Origin of the sequence: Pseudomonas sp. GD03858 (assembly GCF_029840925.1) — a bacterium.
Lineage (GTDB): Bacteria > Pseudomonadota > Gammaproteobacteria > Pseudomonadales > Pseudomonadaceae > Aquipseudomonas.
The window spans coordinates 16,971-35,398 of the sequence record NZ_JAOCDM010000022.1 but is presented as its reverse complement, the minus strand read 5'-3'; the positions used below and the strand labels follow the sequence as shown (position 1 = coordinate 35,398).

20 protein-coding genes and 1 other RNA gene are annotated in these 18,428 nt (G+C 66.4%); 10 read left to right on the top strand and 11 right to left on the bottom strand.

Features of this window, described 5'->3' with window-relative positions; translation table 11 throughout:
• Window positions 1–115 precede the first annotated feature (115 nt).
• The 9 genes from gcvH to N5D48_RS08840 form a co-directional block, all read right to left on the bottom strand.
• Complete coding sequence (gene gcvH / locus N5D48_RS08880; protein WP_279883188.1) at window positions 116–499, bottom strand: glycine cleavage system protein GcvH; 384 nt, start codon at window positions 497–499, stop codon at window positions 116–118.
• Window positions 500–546: 47 nt separating this feature from the next.
• Window positions 547–1,629 carry a glycine cleavage system aminomethyltransferase GcvT gene (gene gcvT / locus N5D48_RS08875; RefSeq protein ID WP_279883186.1) on the bottom strand — a complete coding sequence of 361 codons (1,083 nt, stop codon included), beginning with the start codon at window positions 1,627–1,629 and terminating at the stop codon, window positions 547–549.
• A gap of 124 nt (window positions 1,630–1,753) precedes the next feature.
• Window positions 1,754–3,376, bottom strand: coding sequence for an iron ABC transporter permease (locus N5D48_RS08870; RefSeq protein ID WP_279883184.1), 1,623 nt, complete (start codon window positions 3,374–3,376; stop codon window positions 1,754–1,756).
• A gap of 118 nt (window positions 3,377–3,494) precedes the next feature.
• Complete coding sequence (locus tag N5D48_RS08865; RefSeq protein WP_279883182.1) at window positions 3,495–4,496, bottom strand: extracellular solute-binding protein; 1,002 nt, start codon at window positions 4,494–4,496, stop codon at window positions 3,495–3,497.
• A 134-nt stretch (window positions 4,497–4,630) separates the two neighbouring features.
• Window positions 4,631–5,848 (bottom strand): 2-octaprenyl-3-methyl-6-methoxy-1,4-benzoquinol hydroxylase, encoded by a 1,218-nt coding sequence (locus tag N5D48_RS08860; RefSeq protein WP_279883229.1) that lies wholly within the window; start codon window positions 5,846–5,848, stop codon window positions 4,631–4,633.
• A gap of 9 nt (window positions 5,849–5,857) precedes the next feature.
• Window positions 5,858–6,340, bottom strand: a complete 483-nt coding sequence (locus N5D48_RS08855; RefSeq protein WP_279883180.1) for a DUF4442 domain-containing protein — start codon at window positions 6,338–6,340, stop codon at window positions 5,858–5,860.
• Window positions 6,337–7,536 carry a 2-octaprenyl-6-methoxyphenyl hydroxylase gene (ubiH, locus tag N5D48_RS08850; RefSeq protein ID WP_279883179.1) on the bottom strand — a complete coding sequence of 400 codons (1,200 nt, stop codon included), beginning with the start codon at window positions 7,534–7,536 and terminating at the stop codon, window positions 6,337–6,339. Before ubiH ends, N5D48_RS08855 begins: the two co-directional genes overlap by 4 nt.
• A complete protein-coding gene (gene pepP, locus N5D48_RS08845; protein WP_279883177.1) occupies window positions 7,533–8,867 on the bottom strand; it encodes a Xaa-Pro aminopeptidase in 1,335 nt (444 codons plus the stop codon). The genes ubiH and pepP overlap by 4 nt, the downstream gene beginning before the upstream one ends.
• A 21-nt stretch (window positions 8,868–8,888) precedes the next feature.
• Window positions 8,889–9,443, bottom strand: a complete 555-nt coding sequence (locus N5D48_RS08840) for a YecA family protein (protein ID WP_279883175.1) — start codon at window positions 9,441–9,443, stop codon at window positions 8,889–8,891.
• Window positions 9,444–9,589: 146 nt separating this feature from the next.
• Here N5D48_RS08840 and N5D48_RS08835 point away from each other — a divergent pair, with 146 nt between their 5' ends.
• The 4 genes from N5D48_RS08835 (at window position 9,590) to N5D48_RS08820 (ending at window position 10,979) form a co-directional block, all read left to right on the top strand.
• Window positions 9,590–9,799, top strand: a complete 210-nt coding sequence (locus N5D48_RS08835) for a TIGR02449 family protein (RefSeq protein WP_217841242.1) — start codon at window positions 9,590–9,592, stop codon at window positions 9,797–9,799.
• A complete protein-coding gene (locus N5D48_RS08830; protein WP_279883173.1) occupies window positions 9,796–10,113 on the top strand; it encodes a cell division protein ZapA in 318 nt (105 codons plus the stop codon). The genes N5D48_RS08835 and N5D48_RS08830 overlap by 4 nt, the downstream gene beginning before the upstream one ends.
• A gap of 17 nt (window positions 10,114–10,130) precedes the next feature.
• Window positions 10,131–10,310, top strand: a non-coding RNA gene (gene ssrS, locus N5D48_RS08825) — 6S RNA.
• A gap of 60 nt (window positions 10,311–10,370) precedes the next feature.
• The gene (locus N5D48_RS08820; RefSeq protein WP_279883171.1) at window positions 10,371–10,979 is read left to right on the top strand and encodes a 5-formyltetrahydrofolate cyclo-ligase; all 609 of its coding nucleotides are present in this window, start codon (window positions 10,371–10,373) and stop codon (window positions 10,977–10,979) included.
• 19 nt (window positions 10,980–10,998) lie between these two features.
• Here N5D48_RS08820 and N5D48_RS08815 read toward each other — a convergent pair whose 3' ends face one another.
• Entirely contained in the window at window positions 10,999–11,154 is a 156-nt protein-coding gene (locus tag N5D48_RS08815; RefSeq protein WP_279883169.1) for a hypothetical protein, read from the bottom strand.
• Window positions 11,155–11,333: 179 nt separating this feature from the next.
• On the opposite strand from N5D48_RS08815, the gene N5D48_RS08810 reads away from it, so the two are divergent.
• On the top strand, window positions 11,334–11,792 hold the full coding sequence (locus N5D48_RS08810; protein WP_279883167.1) for an EVE domain-containing protein: 459 nt from the start codon (window positions 11,334–11,336) through the stop codon (window positions 11,790–11,792).
• A gap of 12 nt (window positions 11,793–11,804) precedes the next feature.
• Here N5D48_RS08810 and N5D48_RS08805 read toward each other — a convergent pair whose 3' ends face one another.
• Entirely contained in the window at window positions 11,805–12,206 is a 402-nt protein-coding gene (locus N5D48_RS08805) for a flagellar basal body-associated protein FliL (protein ID WP_279883165.1), read from the bottom strand.
• 157 nt (window positions 12,207–12,363) lie between these two features.
• Here N5D48_RS08805 and N5D48_RS08800 point away from each other — a divergent pair, with 157 nt between their 5' ends.
• From N5D48_RS08800 to N5D48_RS08780, 5 genes are all read left to right on the top strand, one after another.
• Window positions 12,364–13,341, top strand: coding sequence for an NADPH:quinone oxidoreductase family protein (locus N5D48_RS08800; RefSeq protein ID WP_279883163.1), 978 nt, complete (start codon window positions 12,364–12,366; stop codon window positions 13,339–13,341).
• A gap of 401 nt (window positions 13,342–13,742) precedes the next feature.
• Complete coding sequence (locus N5D48_RS08795) at window positions 13,743–14,984, top strand: SfnB family sulfur acquisition oxidoreductase (protein WP_279883161.1); 1,242 nt, start codon at window positions 13,743–13,745, stop codon at window positions 14,982–14,984.
• Window positions 14,985–15,067: 83 nt separating this feature from the next.
• Window positions 15,068–16,249, top strand: coding sequence for an SfnB family sulfur acquisition oxidoreductase (locus N5D48_RS08790; protein WP_279883159.1), 1,182 nt, complete (start codon window positions 15,068–15,070; stop codon window positions 16,247–16,249).
• Window positions 16,249–17,634, top strand: coding sequence for an LLM class flavin-dependent oxidoreductase (locus N5D48_RS08785; RefSeq protein WP_279883157.1), 1,386 nt, complete (start codon window positions 16,249–16,251; stop codon window positions 17,632–17,634). Before N5D48_RS08790 ends, N5D48_RS08785 begins: the two co-directional genes overlap by 1 nt.
• A complete protein-coding gene (locus tag N5D48_RS08780) occupies window positions 17,627–18,427 on the top strand; it encodes a MetQ/NlpA family ABC transporter substrate-binding protein (RefSeq protein WP_279883155.1) in 801 nt (266 codons plus the stop codon). Before N5D48_RS08785 ends, N5D48_RS08780 begins: the two co-directional genes overlap by 8 nt.
• The last annotated feature ends 1 nt before the right edge of the window (window position 18,428 follow it).

Here is an 18,428-nt window from a genome sequence, read left to right as displayed (position 1 = left end):
TCTAGGAAGGGATCGGCGATGTTGCGGGAAAACTTGCTTTTACAATGCCGGCCTCATCGCGGGACAAGCCCGCTCCCATGCATGGGCACGTCAGGGGAGCGGGCTTGCGCGATTCTTACTCGCCGATGGCGGCTTTGTAACCGGCGGCATCCAGCAGCTTGTCCAGCTCGGACGGGTTGCTCGGCTTGAGCTTGAAGATCCACGAGCCGTAAGGCTCTTCGTTGAGCAGCTCCGGGCTGTCGGCCAGCTCTTCGTTGACCGCGATCACCTCGCCGCCCACCGGCGCGTAGATGTCCGAGGCTGCCTTCACCGACTCCACCACACCCGCGGCGTCGCCAGCGGCGAACACCTTGCCGACTTCGGCCAGCTCGACGAACACCACGTCACCCAACGCTTCCTGGGCGTGGTCGCTGATACCCACAGTCACGGTGCCGTCGGCCTCCAGGCGAGCCCACTCATGGCTTTCGGCAAAACGCAGGTCGGCGGGGATATTGCTCATGTCTTGTCTTCCTCGATTGGGTCAGCGGTCGGCCCGCCGTTAAGTGTTCAGATCAGGATCTTGCCGTGGCGCACGAAGGTCGGCTTGACCACCCGCACCGGATACCACTTGCCGCGAATCTCCACCTCGGCGCGGTCGCCGGTCGCCATGGGCACGCGTGCCAGGGCAATGGACTTGCTCAGCGTAGGCGAGAAACTACCACTGGTGATCTCCCCTTCGCCAATGCCGGATACACGGACCACCTGGTGGGCGCGCAGCACGCCACGCTCCTCCAGCACCAGGCCGACCAGTTTTTCCTTCACGCCCTGCTCGATTTCCGCGAGCAAGCCGGCGCGGCCGATGAACTCGCGGCCAGCCGGCTCCCAGGCGACGCTCCAGCCCAGGTTGGAGGTCAGCGGAGTATGGGATTCGTCGATGTCCTGGCCGTACAGGTTCATGCCGGCCTCCAGGCGCAGGGTGTCGCGGGCACCCAGGCCGCTCGGGGCGATGCCAGCGCCGACCAGGTCATTGAAGAAGGCCTGGGCCTGTTCGGCGGGGAGGATGATCTCCAGCCCGTCCTCGCCGGTGTAGCCGGTACGAGCGATGAACCAGTCGCCCTCGGCCAGGCCTTCGAACGGGCGCAGTTCGCGAATGAGCGCGGCGCGCGACACGCTGACCAGGGCGGCCACCTTTTCACGGGCCTGCGGACCCTGGATCGCCAGGATAGCCAAGTCCGGGCGCAGCTTGAATTCAATCTTGAAGCCGTCACTGTGCGCCTGCAGCCAGGCCAGTACCTTGTCGCGGGTGGCGGCGTTGGCCACCAGCCGGTAGCCGTCTTCGGTGCGGTAGGCGATCAGGTCGTCGATCACCCCGCCATCGGCGTTGAGCAGGGGGCTGTAGAGCGCCTTGCCGGGGTTTTCCAGGCGCGTCACGTCATTGGCCAGCAGGTGTTGCAGCCAGGGCGTGGCGGCGCAACCGTCGACATCGATGACGGTCATGTGGGAGACATCGAAGACCCCGCAGTCACTGCGCACCTGGTGGTGCTCCTCGACCTGCGAACCGTAATGCAGGGGCATGTCCCATCCGCCGAAATCGACCGTCTTGGCGCCGAGCGCCAGGTGCAGGTCATACAGAGGCGTACGCTGTCCCATGGGTTTCTCCTTCCGGGCGTGGCGAGGCGGCGGCGGTCGGCGATGTTTACCCATCACCTGTTCTTGTAGGATCCGCCGCTGCGAATGCCGCGCATTGTAGCGGCAAGGCGACGGCGTGGCACCCTCAGCGCGGATGTCCCGGACGATGTGCCGAACGACGGATCAGGCCGATCACCGGCAGCAACCCGACCAGCACCAGGCTCAAGGCCGGCAACGACGCCCGTGCCCATTCACCTTCGCTGGTCATCTCGAACACGCGTACGGCAAGGGTGTCCCAGCCGAAGGGACGCATCAGCAGGGTCGCCGGCATCTCCTTGAGCACATCGACGAACACCAGCAAAGCAGCGCTCAGGGCGCCGGGGGCGAGCAACGGCAGATACACCTTGAAAAACAATCCTGGTCCGCTGACCCCGAGACTGCGCGACGCCTCCGGCAGCGATGGGCGGATGCGCTCCAGGCTGGTTTCCAGCGGGCCATAGGCGACAGCGATAAAGCGCACCAGATAGGCCAGCAGCAACGCCGAAAGGCTGCCCAGCAGCAGGGGTTTCCCTGCCCCGCCGAACCATTGGGACATTGGGATCACCCACTGGTTGTCGAGGTAGCTGAACGCCAGCATGATCGACACGGCCAGCACCGAGCCGGGCAGCGCGTACCCCAGGTTGGCCAGCCCTACGCCGGCACGGATCCCGCGGGTCGGCGCCTGGCGCCGGGCGAAGGCCAGCAGCATGGCCACGCTGACGGTGATCAACGCGGCCATGCCGCCCAGGTACAGGGTATGCATGACCAGCCCGACGTAGCGCTCGTCCAGGTCATGCCGCCCCCGCTGCCAGAACCACGCCAGCAGCTGCAGCAAGGGAATGACGAAGGCGCAGGCGAACACCAGCAGGCACCAGGCGCTGGCCGCCAGCGCCTTGATCCCGCGCAGGTGATAGAGCGCCTGGCCTCGGGGCCGCTCGTTGCCACTGTGGTTGGCGCCCCGGGCACGGCGCTCGCCGTACAGCACCAGCACCACCGCCAGCAGCAGCAGGCTGGCCAGTTGCGCCGCGCTGGAAAGGCTGAAGAAGCCGTACCAGGTCTTGTAGATGGCGGTGGTGAAGGTGTCGAAGTTGAACACCGCCACCGCGCCGAAATCTGCCAGCGTCTCCATCAATGCCAGGGCGATGCCGGCGCCGATGGCGGGTCGCGCCACGGGCAGCGCCACGCGCCAGAACGCCTGCAGCGGCGACAGCCCGAGCACCCGCGCCGCTTCCATCAGGCCCTTGCCCTGGGCCAGGAAGGCGTTGCGCGCCAGCAGGTAGACATAGGGGTAGAACACCAGCACCAGTACCGTGATCACACCACCGGTAGAACGCACCCTGGGCAGGCGCATGGGGCCGAACACCTCGCGCAGCGCCGTCTGCACCGGGCCGGCGAAGTCCAGCAGGCCAACGAAGACGAACGCCAGCACATAGGCCGGAATGGCGAATGGCAACATCAGCGCCCAGTCCAGCCAGCGCCGGCCGGGAAATTCGCAGAGGCTGGTGAGCCAGGCCAGGCTCACCCCCAGCACGGTCACGCCGATGCCAACGCCCAGCACCAGGGTCAGGGTGTTGCCCAGCAGGCGGCTCATCTGGGTGTCGAGCAGGTGCGACCAGATTTGTGCATCGACCGACTGCCAGGACAGCAGCAGGACGCTCAGCGGCAGCAGCACCAGGGCGGCGGTCAGGAAAACCGGGAAGTACCAGCGGCGTTGGGGGGTGTGGGGCAAATCGAAAATCTCGATGGCTGTGCGATAGCATCGCGGGGCAAGCCCGCTCCCACGCCGAGTCTGACTGGCGTGGGAGCGGGCTTGCCCCGCGATCGGTCTTCAAGGATAAGAGACAGGCTCAGTTCCAGCCAGCCCGATCCATCAGGCGAATGGCTTCGGCCTGGCGCTTGCCGGCGACTTCCACCGCAATGCTGTCAGCCTTGAAGCTGCCCCAGGCCGCCACTTCCGCCGAAGGCTTGACCTTCGGGTTGGCCGGGAACTCCTGGTTGATGTCGGCGAACAGCTTCTGCGCCTCCTCGCCGGTCATCCACTCGACCAGCTTCTTCGCCGCCTCCGGATGCGGCGCGTGCTTGGTCAGGCCGATGCCCGAGAGGTTGACATGCACACCACGATCCCCCTGGTTGGGCCAGAACAGCTTCACCGGCAGGTCGGGTTTTTCCTTGTGCAGGCGACCGTAATAGTAGGTATTGACGATGCCCACGTCGCACTGGCCGGCAGCGATGGCCTGGATCACGGCGGTGTCGTCGGAGAACACGTCGGTGGACAGGTTGTTGACCCAGCCCTTGATCAGCTTCTCGGTTTCGGCCTCGCCGTGGTTCTCGATCAAGGTGGCGGTCAGCGACTGGTTGTAGACCTTCTTCGCCGTGCGCAGGCACAGACGGCCTTCCCAGTTTTTATCGGCCAGGGCCTCGTAGGTGGTCAGCTCGCCCGGCTTGACCCGCTCGGTGGAGTAGACGATGGTCCGCGCACGCAGGCTCAGGCCGGTCCAGTCGTGGGACGAGGCGCGATACTGCGGCGGAATGTTCTGCTCGATGATCGGCGACTTGATCGGCTGCAGGATGCCCATCTGCTCGGCCTGCCAGAGGTTGCCGGCATCGACGGTGAGCAGCAGGTCGGCCACGCCGTTCTCGCCCTCGGCCTTGATGCGCTGCATCAGCGGGGCTTCCTTGTCGGTGATGAACTTGATCTTGGTGCCGGTCTTGGCGGTATAGGCGTCGAACACCGGCTTGATCAGCTCGTCGATGCGCGAGGAATACACCACCACTTCGTCCGCCGCCTGGGCGGTGCCGCCGAACAGGGTGAGGGCCAGGGCGGCCAGTAGGGGTTTGCGGGGCAACATCGGGGGCACTCCTCGCTGATATGAAAGGTGCAAATGGTAGTGGTTCCCATTTTACGACTCATCCGCCGAGCCGTTACCAGATGTTGCTGGGGGCTGCCATGCAGTCCTTGTGCCGCGAAAGGGTCGCAGCCATCTCAAGCCTTGGCCAGCTCCGGCAGATCCCCGGACAACCCCAATGCCTGGCGCACGAACACCGCCTTGGCCTCCGGCATCTGCTCCACCATCTTCAGCCCACTGTTGCGCAACCAGCGCAGTGGCAACGGATTGGCCTGGAACAACCGCTCGAAGCCCTCCATCGCCGCCATCAACGCCAGGTTGTGCGGCATCCTGCGCCGCTCGAAGCGGCTCAGCACCTTCACATCGGCCAGGCGCTCGCCACGCTCGCAGGCGCGTACCAACTCCTCGGCCAGCACCGCGGCGTCGAGAAAGCCCAGGTTGACCCCCTGCCCCGCCAACGGGTGGATGGTATGCGCCGCGTCGCCGATCAGCGCCAGCCCTTCCTGCACATAGCGCTTGGCATGCCGCTGGCGCAGCGGCACGCAGACCCGTGGGTCAGCCTCCAGCACCTCGCCCAGGCGCCCCTCGAACGCGCGCTCCAAGGCCTGGCAGAACGCCGCGTCGTCCATCGCCATGGCCTGCTCGGCCTGCTCCGGCGTGGTCGACCAGACGATCGAGCACCAGTCCTGGCGCCCGTCCCGCGACAACGGCAGGAACGCCAGCGGGCCTTCGTCGGTGAAACGCTGCCAGGCCGTGGTCCGGTGCGCCTCGCCGCAGCGCACGCTGGTGACGATGGCGTGGTGCAGGTAATCCCACTCGCGGGTCTCGCAACCGGCCAGCCGGCGCACCGCCGAGTTGGCGCCGTCGGCGGCGATCACCAACGGCGCGCGCAGTTTGCGGCCATCGGCCAGGGTCAGCAGCCACTCGTCCCCGGAGCGGCGCAGCTGCTCCAGCCGGGCGTTGGCCAACAGGCCGACGTCGCTGTCATGCAAGCGCTCCAGCAGGCCATCCTGAACCACTCGGTTCTCGACGATATGACCCAGCACCTGAGCATGCACGCTGGCCGCCGAGAAGTGGATCTCACCGGTACCGCTGCCATCCCACACGCGCATGTCGGTATAGCGCGACACGCGACGCCGGGCGATGCCGTCCCAGGCGCCCAGGCGCTCGAGGATGCGCTGGCTGGCCGCCGACAGGGCACTGACCCGCGGCTCGAACGGCGCCTGGCCATCGAAGGGTTTGACCGACAGCGGGCCGCCATCGAGCACAAGTACTTCCAGGCCACTGTGGCGCAAGGCCAGGGCCAGGGCGCTGCCGACCATACCGGCACCGACAATCAACAGATCTGCGCGCATTTCCATGCCTTACGCCTGCCTCGCTTGCGGCTTGAGCCGCACATATAGGGTCTTGTCGACCCGCGCCACCAGCTCGCCGGCGTCATCGCGGATCTCCACCTGCAGCCGCGGCAGGTATTTCTTGCCGTTGGCGGTCTGCTGGCGAATCTCGTCCAGCAGCGCGTCATCGACGTGGAACTCGGCATGCACCGGGCCCTTGCCCGGCGAGATGAAATCGATGCTGGCGGCCTTGTCCCAGACGATGTAGTCGCGCCCCAGCCGCTCGATCAGCAGCAGCATGTAGAAGGGATCGACCATCGAATACAGGCTGCCGCCGAACTGGGTGCCGACGTAGTTGCGATTCCACCGCGTCAGCTTCATGCGCACCTTGGCGCTGCGCATGTCCGGGCTGATTTCCTGGATACGGATGCCCGCGCCCAGGTAGGGCGGGTAGAGGTTGAGCAGCCAGCGCAGCATGCGCGCGCGCCGGGCCAGCCTGCGTGCGTCGCTCATGCCTGCCCTCGCGGGTCTGGCCGGGTACCCAGGCCCATGGCCTGACGGGCGAACCAGCTTCGGGCCGGCGGTAGCAGATCCAGGCCGAGCAGGCCGATATTGCGTCCGGCCGTCAGCAGCGGCTGGTTGCTGCCGAACAGGCGGGTGACCTGATCGGAGAAGCCGATGGTCAGCGCCTGGTCGAGACGCTGGCGCTGCTGGTAACCCTGCAGCGTGGCCAGGTCGCCCGGCTGCTGCGGCCCGGCCAGCAGCGCGTCGGCCAGCGACTGCACATCGCGCAGCGACAGGTTGAAACCCTGGCCGGCGATCGGGTGCAGACTGTGGGCGGCATTGCCAAGCACCACCAGGTGCGGGCGCACCTGCTCCTCGGCCTCGACCAGCGCCAGTGGATAGAGATGGCGCGCGCCAACCTGGCGCAACGCGCCGAGGCGGTAGCCAAAGGCATCCTGCAGCTCGCGCAGGAAGCTGCGCTCGTCGAGCTCGGCCAGGCGCCTGGCGTCCATGCCCTGACGGGTCCAGACCAGCGCGCAGCGGTTGTCCGGCAACGGCAGCAGGGCCATCGGGCCTTGTTCGGTGAAGCGCTCGAAGGCCTGGCCGGCGTGGGCTTCACCGGGGGTGATGTTGGCGATCAGCGCGCTCTGGTCGTAGGGCGTGCTACGCACATGGATGCCCAGTTGCTCGCGCAGGCCCGAGCGGCCGCCGTCGGCCAGCACCGCAAGGTCGCATTCGAGCGAGGTGTCATCGTCCAGTTGCAGGCAGTAGCCACCGGCGATCGCCTGCAGCCCCTTCACCTCGGCCGGGCAGCGCCAGCTGACCACCTCGCTGTCGATGGCCTGCCACAGGCATTGGCCGAGCCAGGCGTTCTCCACCACGTAGCCGAGCGCCGGCACGCCCTCTTCCAGGGCATCCAGGCGTGTGGCACCGAAGCGGCCACGGTCGGACACCTGGATCTGCCGGATCGGCTCGGCGCGGCGGCTGATGGTCTGCCACAGCCCCAGTTGCTCGTAGATCTGCCGAGTGCCATAGGACAGCGCCGAGGAACGCGCGTCATAGCTGGGCTGGAAGCTGTCGCCTGGAGCGAACGGCTCGATCAGCAGGATCTTCCAGCCACGGGCCTTGGCCCCGGCCTGCAGGGCCAGCGCCAGACTGGCACCGACCAGGCCGCCGCCGATGATCGCCAGGTTCACACGGTTCATGCGGCATCCTTGCGGGCGTCGCGCATCAGCGCCTCGATCTCGGCGACGGTCCTGGGAACGCCTGAAGTGAGAATTTCACAGCCTTTGCGGGTGACCACCACGTCGTCCTCGATCCTTACGCCGATACCGCGCCACTTCTTGGCGACGCTCTGGTTGTCGGCGGCAATGTAGATGCCCGGCTCGACGGTCAGCGCCATGCCCGGTTCGAGCACACGCCACTCGCCGCCGACCTTGTATTCGCCCACATCGTGCACATCCATGCCCAGCCAGTGCCCGGCGCGGTGCATGTAGAAGGCGCGATAGGCCTCGCTGTCGATCAGCGCCTGTACTTCGCCCTTGAGCAGCCCGAGCGCCACCAGGCCCTCGGTGATCACGCGCACGGTCGCCTCGTGGGCGTGGTTCCAGTGCTTACCTGGGGCGATCTCCTTGAACGCCGCTTCCTGGGCGGCGAGCACCAGCTCGTAGATGGCCTTCTGCTCCGCCGAGAACACCCCGCTCACCGGGAAGGTGCGGGTGATGTCGCTGGCATAGCAATCGATCTCGCAGCCAGCGTCGATCAGCACCAGGTCGCCGTCCTTGAGCGACGCGTCGTTCTGCTGGTAGTGCAGGATGCAGCCATTGCGCCCGGCAGCGACGATCGAGCCGTAGGCCGGCATCTTCGCCCCGCCCTTGCGGAACTCGTAGTCCAGCTCGGCTTCCAGGCTGTACTCGTGCAGCCCGGCGCGACAGACCTGCATGGCCCGCACATGGGCGCGGGCGGAAATCGCCGCGGCTTCGCGCATCACCTTCACTTCCGCCGCCGATTTATACAGGCGCATGTCATGCAGCAGGTGATCCAGGGCAACGAACTCGTTCGGCGGCTGCGCGCCGAGGCGGGCCTTGGAGCGGATCACGTTGATCCAGTCCATCAGCCGACGGTCGAACTCGGCGTTGCTGCCCATGGCGCTGTAGACCCGCTCGCGGCCCTCGATCAGGCCCGGCAGGATCTCGTCGATGTCGCCGATGGGAAAGGCATCGTCGGCGCCGAAGTCGCGAATCGCGCCTTCCTGGCCAGCGCGCAGCCCTTCCCACTGCTCGCGCTCGGGATTGCGCTCGCGGCAGAACAACACGTACTCGCCATGTTCGCGTCCCGGGATCAGGGCAATCACCGCCTCGGGCTCGGGGAAGCCGCTGAGGTACTGGAAATCGCTGTCCTGGCGATAGACATGCTCGACGTCGCGGTTGCGGATGGCCACCGCGGCCGCCGGCAGGATGGCGATGCTGTTGGGGACCATCTGCTCCATCAGCGCCTTGCGCCGACGGGCGTACTCCGCCTTGGGTATGTGGCTCATGGGCAAACGACCCCGTTCAGATCAGTGCAGCGATGGCTTTGGCGCGGGTGCTTCGGGCTTGGCCAGCTCCGTGTACAGCAGCAGCGGGGCGACACGCAGGTACTCCATGACCTCCATGTAGTCGCTTTCGCCGTCCTCGGACTCTTCCAGCGCTTCCTGGACCTGCGAGATGGCCACCAGGTCCTGGAGCACTTCCTTGGCATCGGTGGACAGTTCCTTGCCACCGGCGTTCAGGCCGAACCCGGTGATGAAGCCCTGGCACCACTGGCCGAGCGCGGCGGCGCGGTCGGCCAGCGCGGCGTCATCGGAAGGCAGCAGCAGGACGATGGCGACGTCTTCACCGGTCAACTCGGCCTTGACCATTTCCTGCAGGCCGACCAGGGCGTTGCGCACGGTGTCGCCGGGCTCGGTCTCGAGCAGCTGGGCCGCGTCGGCCAGCCAGGCGTCGGCGTCGAAGCCGGCGCCGGCGCAGCTGCGGCCGATCAGCAGGCCATGGAGCTCGGCGGGAGTGACAGGGTGGCCATTGCTCGAGAGCAACATGGCGAAGGCGATGTAGGGCGATTGAGTATTGGGCATGGGCTGCTAGGCGCCAGACGGCGCAATGACTAGAATGGAGGCCTTGTATCCTAGCACCGGCAGACGCGCCAAGACCATCGGCACTGGCCGTCTCGCCCCTGGGGCAGGCATGATCGCCAGGTGAGTCAAGGAATCGAGTGCAACCCATGCAAGAGAACGACCTGCAAGCGCTGATGAGCCGGTTCGAGTTGCTGATCGAACGGGTCGAGCAACTAAAACGGCAAAACGCACTCTTAGTAGCTCAGGAAAAGTCCTGGCGCGAGGAGCGCGCCCACCTCATCGAAAAGAACGAGATCGCCAAGCGCAAGATCGAATCGATGATCCTGCGTCTCAAGGCCCTGGAGCAAGACTCATGAGTTCAAGCAATAGCGTCACCGTCCAGATCCTCGACAAGGAATACTCGATCATCTGCCCGCCCGAGGAGCGCAACAACCTGGTCGGCGCCGCCCGCTACCTGGACGGCAAGATGCGCGAGATCCGCAGCAGCGGCAAGGTGATCGGCGCCGACCGCATCGCCGTGATGGCCGCGCTGAACATCACCCACGAACTGCTGCATCGCCAGGACCAGCCGCAAGCCACCGGCGCGGGCGCCACCCGCGAACAGGTGCGCGACCTGCTGGACCGGGTCGACCAGGCGCTGTCCGACGATCCGGTTAGCAAAAAGGACTGAGATTGGTATACTGGCGCCACTCCCTGGGGGATGCGCCAGTCGGTTATGTCCCTGAGCCGATACGCACAACCACGGGGGTTGCACGCTGGGGCCGGTGTGCATGTCCGCCCGACGGAAAGCCTTAACGCCCCCTGCAATCTCCACCTTGAACTTTCGGGTTCAAGGGCTACACCGATAGCGGTCTTGTCGGGGAGCCTGCTTTCAGAACGGCCCGCCTCATACGGCGGGCTTTTCGTTTTCCTGGGATCGCCCGTGCCATGACCGACACCGCGCCGCTCACCCGTCCCCAGCTTCGTCGCCTCCTGCGCAACGCCCGCCGCGCGCTCACAGCCGCCCAGCAACGCCAGGCCGCCGAAGGGCTTTATCGGCAACTGGCACAGGATCCACTGTTCCGCCGCGCCCGGCATGTCGCCCTGTACCTGCCCAATGACGGCGAAATCGACCCGCGCCTGCTGCTGCGCGAAGCGCACAAGCGCGGCAAGCGCGTCTACCTGCCGGTGCTGCACGCCTGGCCACGCACGCGCATGGTGTTCCAGCGCTTCGAGCAAGGCGAGCAACTGCGCCCCAACCGCTTCCGCATTCCGGAACCGCTGATCGCGCGCAAGCGCCAACGGCCGATCTGGGCGCTGGACCTGATCCTGCTGCCGCTGGTCGGATTCGATGAGGTGGGAGGTCGCCTGGGCATGGGCGGAGGCTTCTACGATCGCAGCCTGGCCTACCTGGCCCGGCGCAAGGCCTGGAAGAAGCCGCGGTTGCTGGGGCTGGCCCATGAGTGCCAGAAGGTCGAGCGCCTCGACCAGTCAAGCTGGGATGTACCGTTGCAAGGCACGGTCTCTGACCGCGGTTGGTACCTGGCGCCGAAATGAGCCGGCGCGGCAAAGGGGATCAGCGGTGCGGCTGTTGTACCTGGGCGGCCGGCGCCTGCTGGTAGGCGGCGTCCAGCTTGCGCTCCCAGAAACCCTGGGCGTAACCGGTGGTGACCACGCCCAGGCCGAAGATGAAGGCGAGGATCCAGAGCAGGTCCGGTTTACGTTGTTTCATCGAAGATTGCCCCCCTAGGCAAACTGTCCATGCTCGGCGGCTTTCTGGGTGGCGGCCGGAGCGTCTAGCTTTAAAGCGGCGCATTTTCCGACAACGTGAGGCCGCACGCAAACCTTGGCGCCAACCGACTGTCGGTTTCATGCAAGGATTTATTTCAAACTCTTTCAGGAGCAGCATCCATGGCCTACTGGCTGATGAAATCCGAGCCCGACGAGCTCTCCATCGAAGCCCTGGCACGCCTGGGCAGTGCCCGCTGGGATGGGGTGCGCAACTACCAGGCGCGCAATTTCCTGCGGAGCATGAACGCAGGGGACGAATTCTTCTTCTACCACTCCAGCTGCCCGCACCCGGGCATCGCTGGCATTGCCCGGATCAGCGCCGCCGCCTACCCGGACCCAACCGCGCTGGACCCGGCCAGCCACTATCACGACGCCAAGGCCAGCCCCGAGAAAAACCCGTGGAGCGCGGTGGATGTCGAGCATGTGCGGACCTTCGGCCAAGTGCTTGGCCTGGGCCTGCTCAAGCAACAGGCGACGCTGGAGGCTCTACCGCTGGTGCAAAAGGGCAGCCGCTTGTCGGTGATGCCGGTCACCGCCGAACAATGGACCGCCATCCTCGCCCTGGCAAAGGGCGCCTGAGCGCGCGGGGCGTTACTGCACGATCAGGTTGTTGAACAGCAGGTCCTCGACGATCGGCTTGCCCTCTTCGGCCTCCATCACCTGCTGCACCTGCTTCAAGGCGTCCTGGCGCAGCCGTTCCTTGGCCTCGACGTTGCTCATGTTGTCCACGCCCTGCTGGGTGAACAGCGCCACCAGCTGGTTGCGGATCAACGGCTCATGGTGCTTGACCGCCGCGGCGGCGGCATCGCCGGTCACCCGCAGGGCGACGTCGGCCTTGTACACGCGCAGCCTGGGCCCGCCATCGAGGGCATAGTTGCCGACGAAGGGCGGCGAGAGGGTGATGTAGGCGACCTTGGGCTCGCCTTCCTTTTCCTCGGCCATCGCCGCCACCGGCAGCATCAGGGCCAGCGCCATCAGGATCCACGCTTTCACGAACTCACTCCTCAATACGGTGGGCGCCAGCTTACCCAGCGCGCCGGGCAAACCCAAGCCCGGGCTTATGCCGACTCATCAGGGCCGGCCATGCTCGTTGACCCTCGGGGCGGCCCTCCTACACTTATCGGCCACCACTCGCAAAGGAATAGCCCTGATGAAAGCCTTGTTGTGCAAAGCCCTGGGCCCGGCACGGGACCTGGTCCTGGAGGAGGTCGCCGCGCCCACGCCGAAGAAGAACGAGATCCTGCTCGAGGTGCATGCCGCCGGGGTCAACTTCCCCGACACCCTGATCATCGAGGGCAAGTACCAGTTCCAGCCACCCCTGCCGTTTTCGCCGGGCGGCGAGGCTGCGGGCGTGGTCGCCGCGGTCGGCGAAAAGGCCGGGGCGTTCAAGGTCGGCGATCGGGTCATGGCCCTGACCGGCTGGGGGGCTTTCGCCGAGCAGGTGGCGGTGCCGTTCTACAACGTCCTGCCGATTCCGGCGGGCATGGACTTCAGCACGGCCGCGGCCTTCGGCATGACTTACGGCACCTCGATGCACGCACTCACCCAACGCGGCCAGCTCAAGGCCGGCGAGACCTTGCTGGTGCTCGGCGCCTCGGGCGGCGTGGGGCTGGCGGCGGTGGAAATCGGCAAGGCCCTGGGCGCCAGGGTGATCGCGGCGGCCAGCAGCGCCGAGAAGCTGGCGATTGCCAAGGCCGCAGGGGCCGACGAGCTGATCGACTACAGCCAGGCCAGCCTCAAGGAGGAGATCAAGCGCCTCACTGGGGGCCAGGGCGTCGACGTGATCTACGATCCGGTCGGTGGCGCGTTGTTCGATCAGGCCGTGCGCGGGCTGGCGTGGAACGGGCGGTTGCTGGTGGTGGGCTTTGCCAGCGGCACGATCCCGCAACTGCCGGTGAACCTGGCCCTGCTCAAAGGCGCGGCGGTGCTTGGGGTGTTCTGGGGCGCCTTCGCCCAGCGCCAGCCGCAGGACAATGCGGCCAACTTCCGCCAACTGTTCGCCTGGCATGCCGAAGGCAAGTTGAAGCCGCTGGTGTCGCAGACCTTTGCGCTGGCCGAGGGTGGCGCGGCAATCGAGCGCCTGGCGCAACGCCAGGCCGTGGGCAAGCTGGTGGTGGCTGTTCGGTAGAAGATCACCGTCCTGTGGGAGCGGGTTTATCGGGGCGCTGAACCGCCGCGAGGCAGACAACGCGATGCATGGCACGGGCTTCGCCCGTGTTCGCGGCTAAAGCCGCTCCCACAGGATGCCCAGCTATTTCAGGCACTCTCTCACAGGGATCGCGCAAGATCGAGGAACCTGAGCAAGACCGTTGCTTCCATAGCCCCAGCAACACTTCTATCCATATTCCTAAACGGTAGTTCATAAACTTTTTCTAAACGAATAGGGTATATCGACCGGACCACCGGACCAGCAAACGTCGGTCGCCATCGAGGCGACGTCTTCAACTTTGTGAGGTAAGGAATGGTCAGGATCACAATCACCCCAGTGGCCAACGCCAGGGCATTGAGTGCAGCCAAGGAGCGGTACTGATGTCCAGCCAGCCAACTACCCAATTCCACAGCGATGTCGACAGCTCGCCGCTGCTGCTGCCAGCCAAGGTGCTGCGCAACGACGAAGAGGCCCTGCAGGCCGCCCGTGAACTGGCCGAGGTGGCCCGCCAGCAGGCGGCCAGGCGTGACCAGCAGCGCAAGCTGCCCTGGGCCGAGATCGAGCAGTTCACCCGCAGCGGCCTGGGCAGCATCAGCGTGCCCAGGGCCTTCGGCGGCCCCGAGGTGAGCTTTGCGACCATCGCCGAAGTGTTCCGCCTGATCAGCGCCGCCGACCCCGCGCTGGGGCAGATCCCGCAGAACCAGTTCGGCATCCTGCAGCTGGTCCGCCTGACCGCCAGTCAGGCGCAGCAGGAAGCGATCTTCCGCGCCGTGCTCGACGGCTGGCGCATCGGCAACGCCGGCCCCGAGCGCGGCACCAAGGACACCCTGACGCTCAAGGCACGCATCAGCCGTGATGGCGACGGCTATCGCATCAGCGGAGAGAAGTTCTACTCCACCGGCGCCCTGTTCGCCCATTGGGTGGCGGTCAAGGCCCTGGACGACGAAGGCCGCCAGCGCTTGGCGTTCGTGCGCCGGGGCAGCCCGGGGCTGCGCATCGTCGACGACTGGTCCGGCTTCGGCCAACGCACCACCGCCAGCGGCACCGTGCTGCTTGACCAGGTGCCGGTGGAGGCCGACCTGGTCCTGGACAACTGGCGTCATCGCGAGCTGCCCAGCATTCAGGGCGCCGCCTCGCAGTTGATCCAGGCGGCCATCGATGCCGGTATCGCCGAAGCGGCCATCGACGACGCGATCAGCTTCGTCCGGGAGAAGTCACGGCCGTGGATCGAAGCCAAGGTCGAGCGCAACAGCGACGACCCCTATGTGATCGCCGACATTGGTCGCCTGAAGCTTGATCTGCATGCCGCCGAGGCATTGCTGCGCAAAGCCGCCAAAGTGCTCGACGAAGTCAACGCGGCGCCCATCGACGATGCCGCCGCCGCGCGCGCCTCGATCGCCGTGGCCGAGGCCAAGGTGCTCACCACCGAAATCGCGCTGCAAGCGAGCGAGAAACTGTTCGAGCTGGCCGGCAGCCGCGCCAGCCTGGCCGAGTTCAACCTCGACCGGCACTGGCGCAACGCCCGGGTCCACACCCTGCATGACCCGGTGCGCTGGAAGTATCACGCCGTCGGCGCCTACTACCTCAACGGCACCCTGCCCGCCCGCCATTCCTGGATCTGATTATCGACCCATCGCGGGGCCAGCCCGCTCCCACGCACGCTCGTGGGAGCGGGCTGGCCCCGCGATGGGGCCTGGAGAGCACAATGACTGCATCCCTCATCACCAGCGACGCCCAGGCCCTGGCCGTCGCCGAAGAAATCGCCCAATCACTGCGCCACGACAGCGCCACGCGCGACCGCGAACGCCGCCTGCCCCACGCCGAGCTCGAGCATTTCGTGCAGACCGGCCTGTGGGGCATCAGCGTGCCCAAGGCTCACGGCGGTGCCGGCGTGTCCAGCGCGACCCTGGCCAAGGTCGTTGCCCGTATCGCCCAGGCCGACGCCTCGATCGGGCAGATTCCACAGAACCACTTCTACGCCCTGGAAGTGCTGCGGGTAAACGGCACGCCCGAGCAGCAGCAACGCCTGTATGCCGAGGTCCTGGCTGGCAAGCGCTTTGGCAACGCGCTGGCCGAACTCGGTACCAAGAATGCCCACGAACGCACCACCCGCCTGACCCGCGACGGCGATCATTTCCGTATCGATGGTCGCAAGTTCTACTGCACCGGCGCGATCTACGCCCAGCGTATCCCGACCCTGGTGATCGACGAACAAGGCGTGTCGCACCTGGCCTTCGTGCCCGCCGACAGCCAGGGTATCGAAGTGATCGACGACTGGAGCGGCTTTGGCCAGCGCACCACCGGCAGCGGCTCGGTGGTGTTCAACCACGTGGCGGTCCGTGCCGAGGACGTGGTGCCGTTCCAGAGCGCCTTCGAGCGCCCGACCACGGTCGGCCCGCTGGCACAGATCCTTCACGCCGCCATCGACACCGGCATCGCCCGCGCCGCCTTCGAGGACGCCTTGCATTTCGTGCGCACCCGCAGCCGCCCGTGGATCGACTCCGGCGTCGACAAGGCCAGCGACGACCCGCTCACGCTGAAGAGCTTCGGCCACCTGGCGATCCGCCTGCACGCCGCCGAGGCGCTGCTCGAGCGTGCCGGGGAAATCCTCGATATCGCCCAGGCCGACAGCAACGCCGAAACCCTCGCCGCCGCCTCGATCGCCGTGGCCGAGGCCCGGGCGATCAGCACCGAGATTTCCCTGGCCGCCGGCACCACGCTGTTCGAACTGGCCGGCAGCCAGGCCACCCTGGCCGAGCACAACCTCGACCGCCACTGGCGCAACGCCCGCGTGCATACCCTGCACGACCCGGTGCGCTGGAAGTACCACGCCATCGGCAACTACTACCTCAACGACGAGAAACCACCACGCCGGGGGACCATCTGATGGCCCGCGAGATTCTGCTCAACGCCTTCAACATGAACTGCATCGGGCACATCAACCACGGCCTGTGGACCCACCCACGGGACACCTCGACCCAGTACAAGACCCTGGCCTACTGGACCGACCTCGCTCGCCTGCTGGAACGCGGACTGTTCGACGGACTGTTCATCGCCGACATCGTCGGCACCTACGACGTCTATGGCCAGTCGGTGGACGTGCCGCTGAAAGAGGCCATCCAGCTGCCGGTCAACGACCCGCTGCTGCTGGTCTCGGCCATGGCCGCGGTGACCAGGCACCTGGGCTTCGGCCTCACCGCCAACCTCACCTACGAGGCGCCCTACCTGTTCGCCCGGCGTCTTTCCACCCTCGACCACCTGAGCAACGGCCGGGTCGGCTGGAACATCGTCACCGGCTACCTCGACAGCGCCGCGCGGGCCATGGGCCTGGCGCAGCAACCCGAGCACGACCGGCGCTACGACCAGGCCGATGAATACCTGCAGGTGCTGTACAAGCTGCTCGAAGGCAGCTGGGACGACGACGCGGTCATCGCCGACCGCGAGCGGCGCATCTATGCCAATCCAGGCAAGGTGCGCAAGGTCGAGCACCATGGCGAGTTCTACAAGGTCGAGGGCTATCACCTGTGCGAGCCCTCGCCCCAACGCACGCCGGTGTTGTTCCAGGCCGGCACTTCGGCGCGCGGGCTGGCCTTCGCCGGCAACCACGCCGAATGCGTGTTCATCGGCGGCCAGACCAAGGCTGGCACCCGCGTCCAGGTCGACAAGGTACGCGCCGCGGCCAAGACGGCCGGGCGTGATCCACAGGCCGTCAGGGTGTTCATGGGCATCACCGTGATCGTCGCGCCGACCGAGGCCCAGGCCCAGGCCAAGCATGCCGAATACCTGCGCTACGCCAGCGCCGAGGCCGGGGTCGCGCACTTCGCCAGTTCCACCGGCATCGACTTCTCGCGCTACGAGCTGGACGAGCCCATCGGCTTCGCCAAGGGCAATGCCATCCAGTCCGCCACCCGCCAGCTGCAGGAAAGCGCCTGGACCCGACGGCGCCTGCTCGAACAGCACGCCCTGGGCGGTCGCTACGTGACCGTGGTCGGCGACCCCGAGCAGGTGGCCGAGCAACTGATCGCCTGGATCGACGAAACCGGTCTGGACGGTTTCAACCTGACCCGCACCGTCACCCCGGAAAGCTTCGAAGACTTCATCGAGCTGGTGATCCCTGCCCTGCAACGCCGTGGTCGCTACAAGACCGCCTACGCCGAAGGCAGCCTGCGCCAGAAACTGTTCGCCAGCGCCGATGCCCGCCTGCCCGCCGACCATCCCGGCGCGGCCTATCGCCACAACCCTGCCCTGACTGGAGCCCTGCACCATGCTTGAAAAACTGTTCCGGCCCGTCGCGGCCATCGCCCTGGGCCTCGGCCTGGCCACCAGCAGCCTTGCTGCCGAGCCGCTGAAGATCGGCACCACCGCCGCCTTCGCCATCCCGCTGGAAGCGGCAGTGGAGGAGGCACATAAACAGGGCCTGGAAGTGAAGCTGATCGAGTTCAGCGACTGGATCGCGCCCAATGTCAGCCTCAACAGCGGCGACATCGACGTGAACTACTTCCAGCACATTCCGTTCCTGGAAAACGCCAAGGCCGCCGCCGGCTTCGACCTGGTGCCGTACGCGCCGGGCATCATCAACAACGTCGGCCTGTACTCGAAGCGCTACAAAAACTTCGCCGAGCTGCCCGAAGGCGCCAGCGTGGCCATCGCCAACGACCCGATCAACAGCGGTCGCGGCCTGCAACTGCTGGCCAAGGCCGGGCTGATCAGCCTCAAGCCGGGCGTGGGCTACAAGGCCACCGAGGACGACATCGTCGCCAACCCGAAGAAGATCAAGATCCTCCAGGTCGAAGCGGTGCAACTGGTACGTGCCTATGACGACGCCGATCTGGTCCAGGGCTATCCGGCCTATATCCGCCTGGCCAACAGCTTCGACGCCACCTCGGCATTGCTGTTCGATGGCTTGGAGAACAAGGAATACGTGATCCAGTTCGTCATCCGCCCGCAGGAGAAAAACGACCCGCGCCTGGCCAGGTTCGTCGATATCTACCAACACTCGCCGGTCGTGCGCGCCGCCCTGGACAAGGCCCATGGCAAGCTCTACCAGGCCGGCTGGGAAGGCTGAC

Coding starts and splice junctions, on each gene's coding strand:
- N5D48_RS08800 (WP_279883163.1), top strand. CDS start 12,364: ATGAAAGCCTTGTTGTGCAAAGCCCTGGGCCCGGCACGGGACCTGGTC.
- N5D48_RS08835 (WP_217841242.1), top strand. CDS start 9,590: ATGCAAGAGAACGACCTGCAAGCGCTGATGAGCCGGTTCGAGTTGCTG.
- N5D48_RS08855 (WP_279883180.1), bottom strand. CDS start 6,340: ATGAGCGACGCACGCAGGCTGGCCCGGCGCGCGCGCATGCTGCGCTGG.
- N5D48_RS08780 (WP_279883155.1), top strand. CDS start 17,627: ATGCTTGAAAAACTGTTCCGGCCCGTCGCGGCCATCGCCCTGGGCCTC.
- pepP (WP_279883177.1), bottom strand. CDS start 8,867: ATGAGCCACATACCCAAGGCGGAGTACGCCCGTCGGCGCAAGGCGCTG.
- N5D48_RS08830 (WP_279883173.1), top strand. CDS start 9,796: ATGAGTTCAAGCAATAGCGTCACCGTCCAGATCCTCGACAAGGAATAC.
- N5D48_RS08865 (WP_279883182.1), bottom strand. CDS start 4,496: ATGTTGCCCCGCAAACCCCTACTGGCCGCCCTGGCCCTCACCCTGTTC.
- N5D48_RS08795 (WP_279883161.1), top strand. CDS start 13,743: ATGTCCAGCCAGCCAACTACCCAATTCCACAGCGATGTCGACAGCTCG.
- N5D48_RS08840 (WP_279883175.1), bottom strand. CDS start 9,443: ATGCCCAATACTCAATCGCCCTACATCGCCTTCGCCATGTTGCTCTCG.
- gcvT (WP_279883186.1), bottom strand. CDS start 1,629: ATGGGACAGCGTACGCCTCTGTATGACCTGCACCTGGCGCTCGGCGCC.
- gcvH (WP_279883188.1), bottom strand. CDS start 499: ATGAGCAATATCCCCGCCGACCTGCGTTTTGCCGAAAGCCATGAGTGG.
- N5D48_RS08815 (WP_279883169.1), bottom strand. CDS start 11,154: ATGAAACAACGTAAACCGGACCTGCTCTGGATCCTCGCCTTCATCTTC.
- N5D48_RS08785 (WP_279883157.1), top strand. CDS start 16,249: ATGGCCCGCGAGATTCTGCTCAACGCCTTCAACATGAACTGCATCGGG.
- N5D48_RS08860 (WP_279883229.1), bottom strand. CDS start 5,848: ATGCGCGCAGATCTGTTGATTGTCGGTGCCGGTATGGTCGGCAGCGCC.
- N5D48_RS08790 (WP_279883159.1), top strand. CDS start 15,068: ATGACTGCATCCCTCATCACCAGCGACGCCCAGGCCCTGGCCGTCGCC.
- N5D48_RS08810 (WP_279883167.1), top strand. CDS start 11,334: ATGGCCTACTGGCTGATGAAATCCGAGCCCGACGAGCTCTCCATCGAA.
- N5D48_RS08820 (WP_279883171.1), top strand. CDS start 10,371: ATGACCGACACCGCGCCGCTCACCCGTCCCCAGCTTCGTCGCCTCCTG.
- ubiH (WP_279883179.1), bottom strand. CDS start 7,536: ATGAACCGTGTGAACCTGGCGATCATCGGCGGCGGCCTGGTCGGTGCC.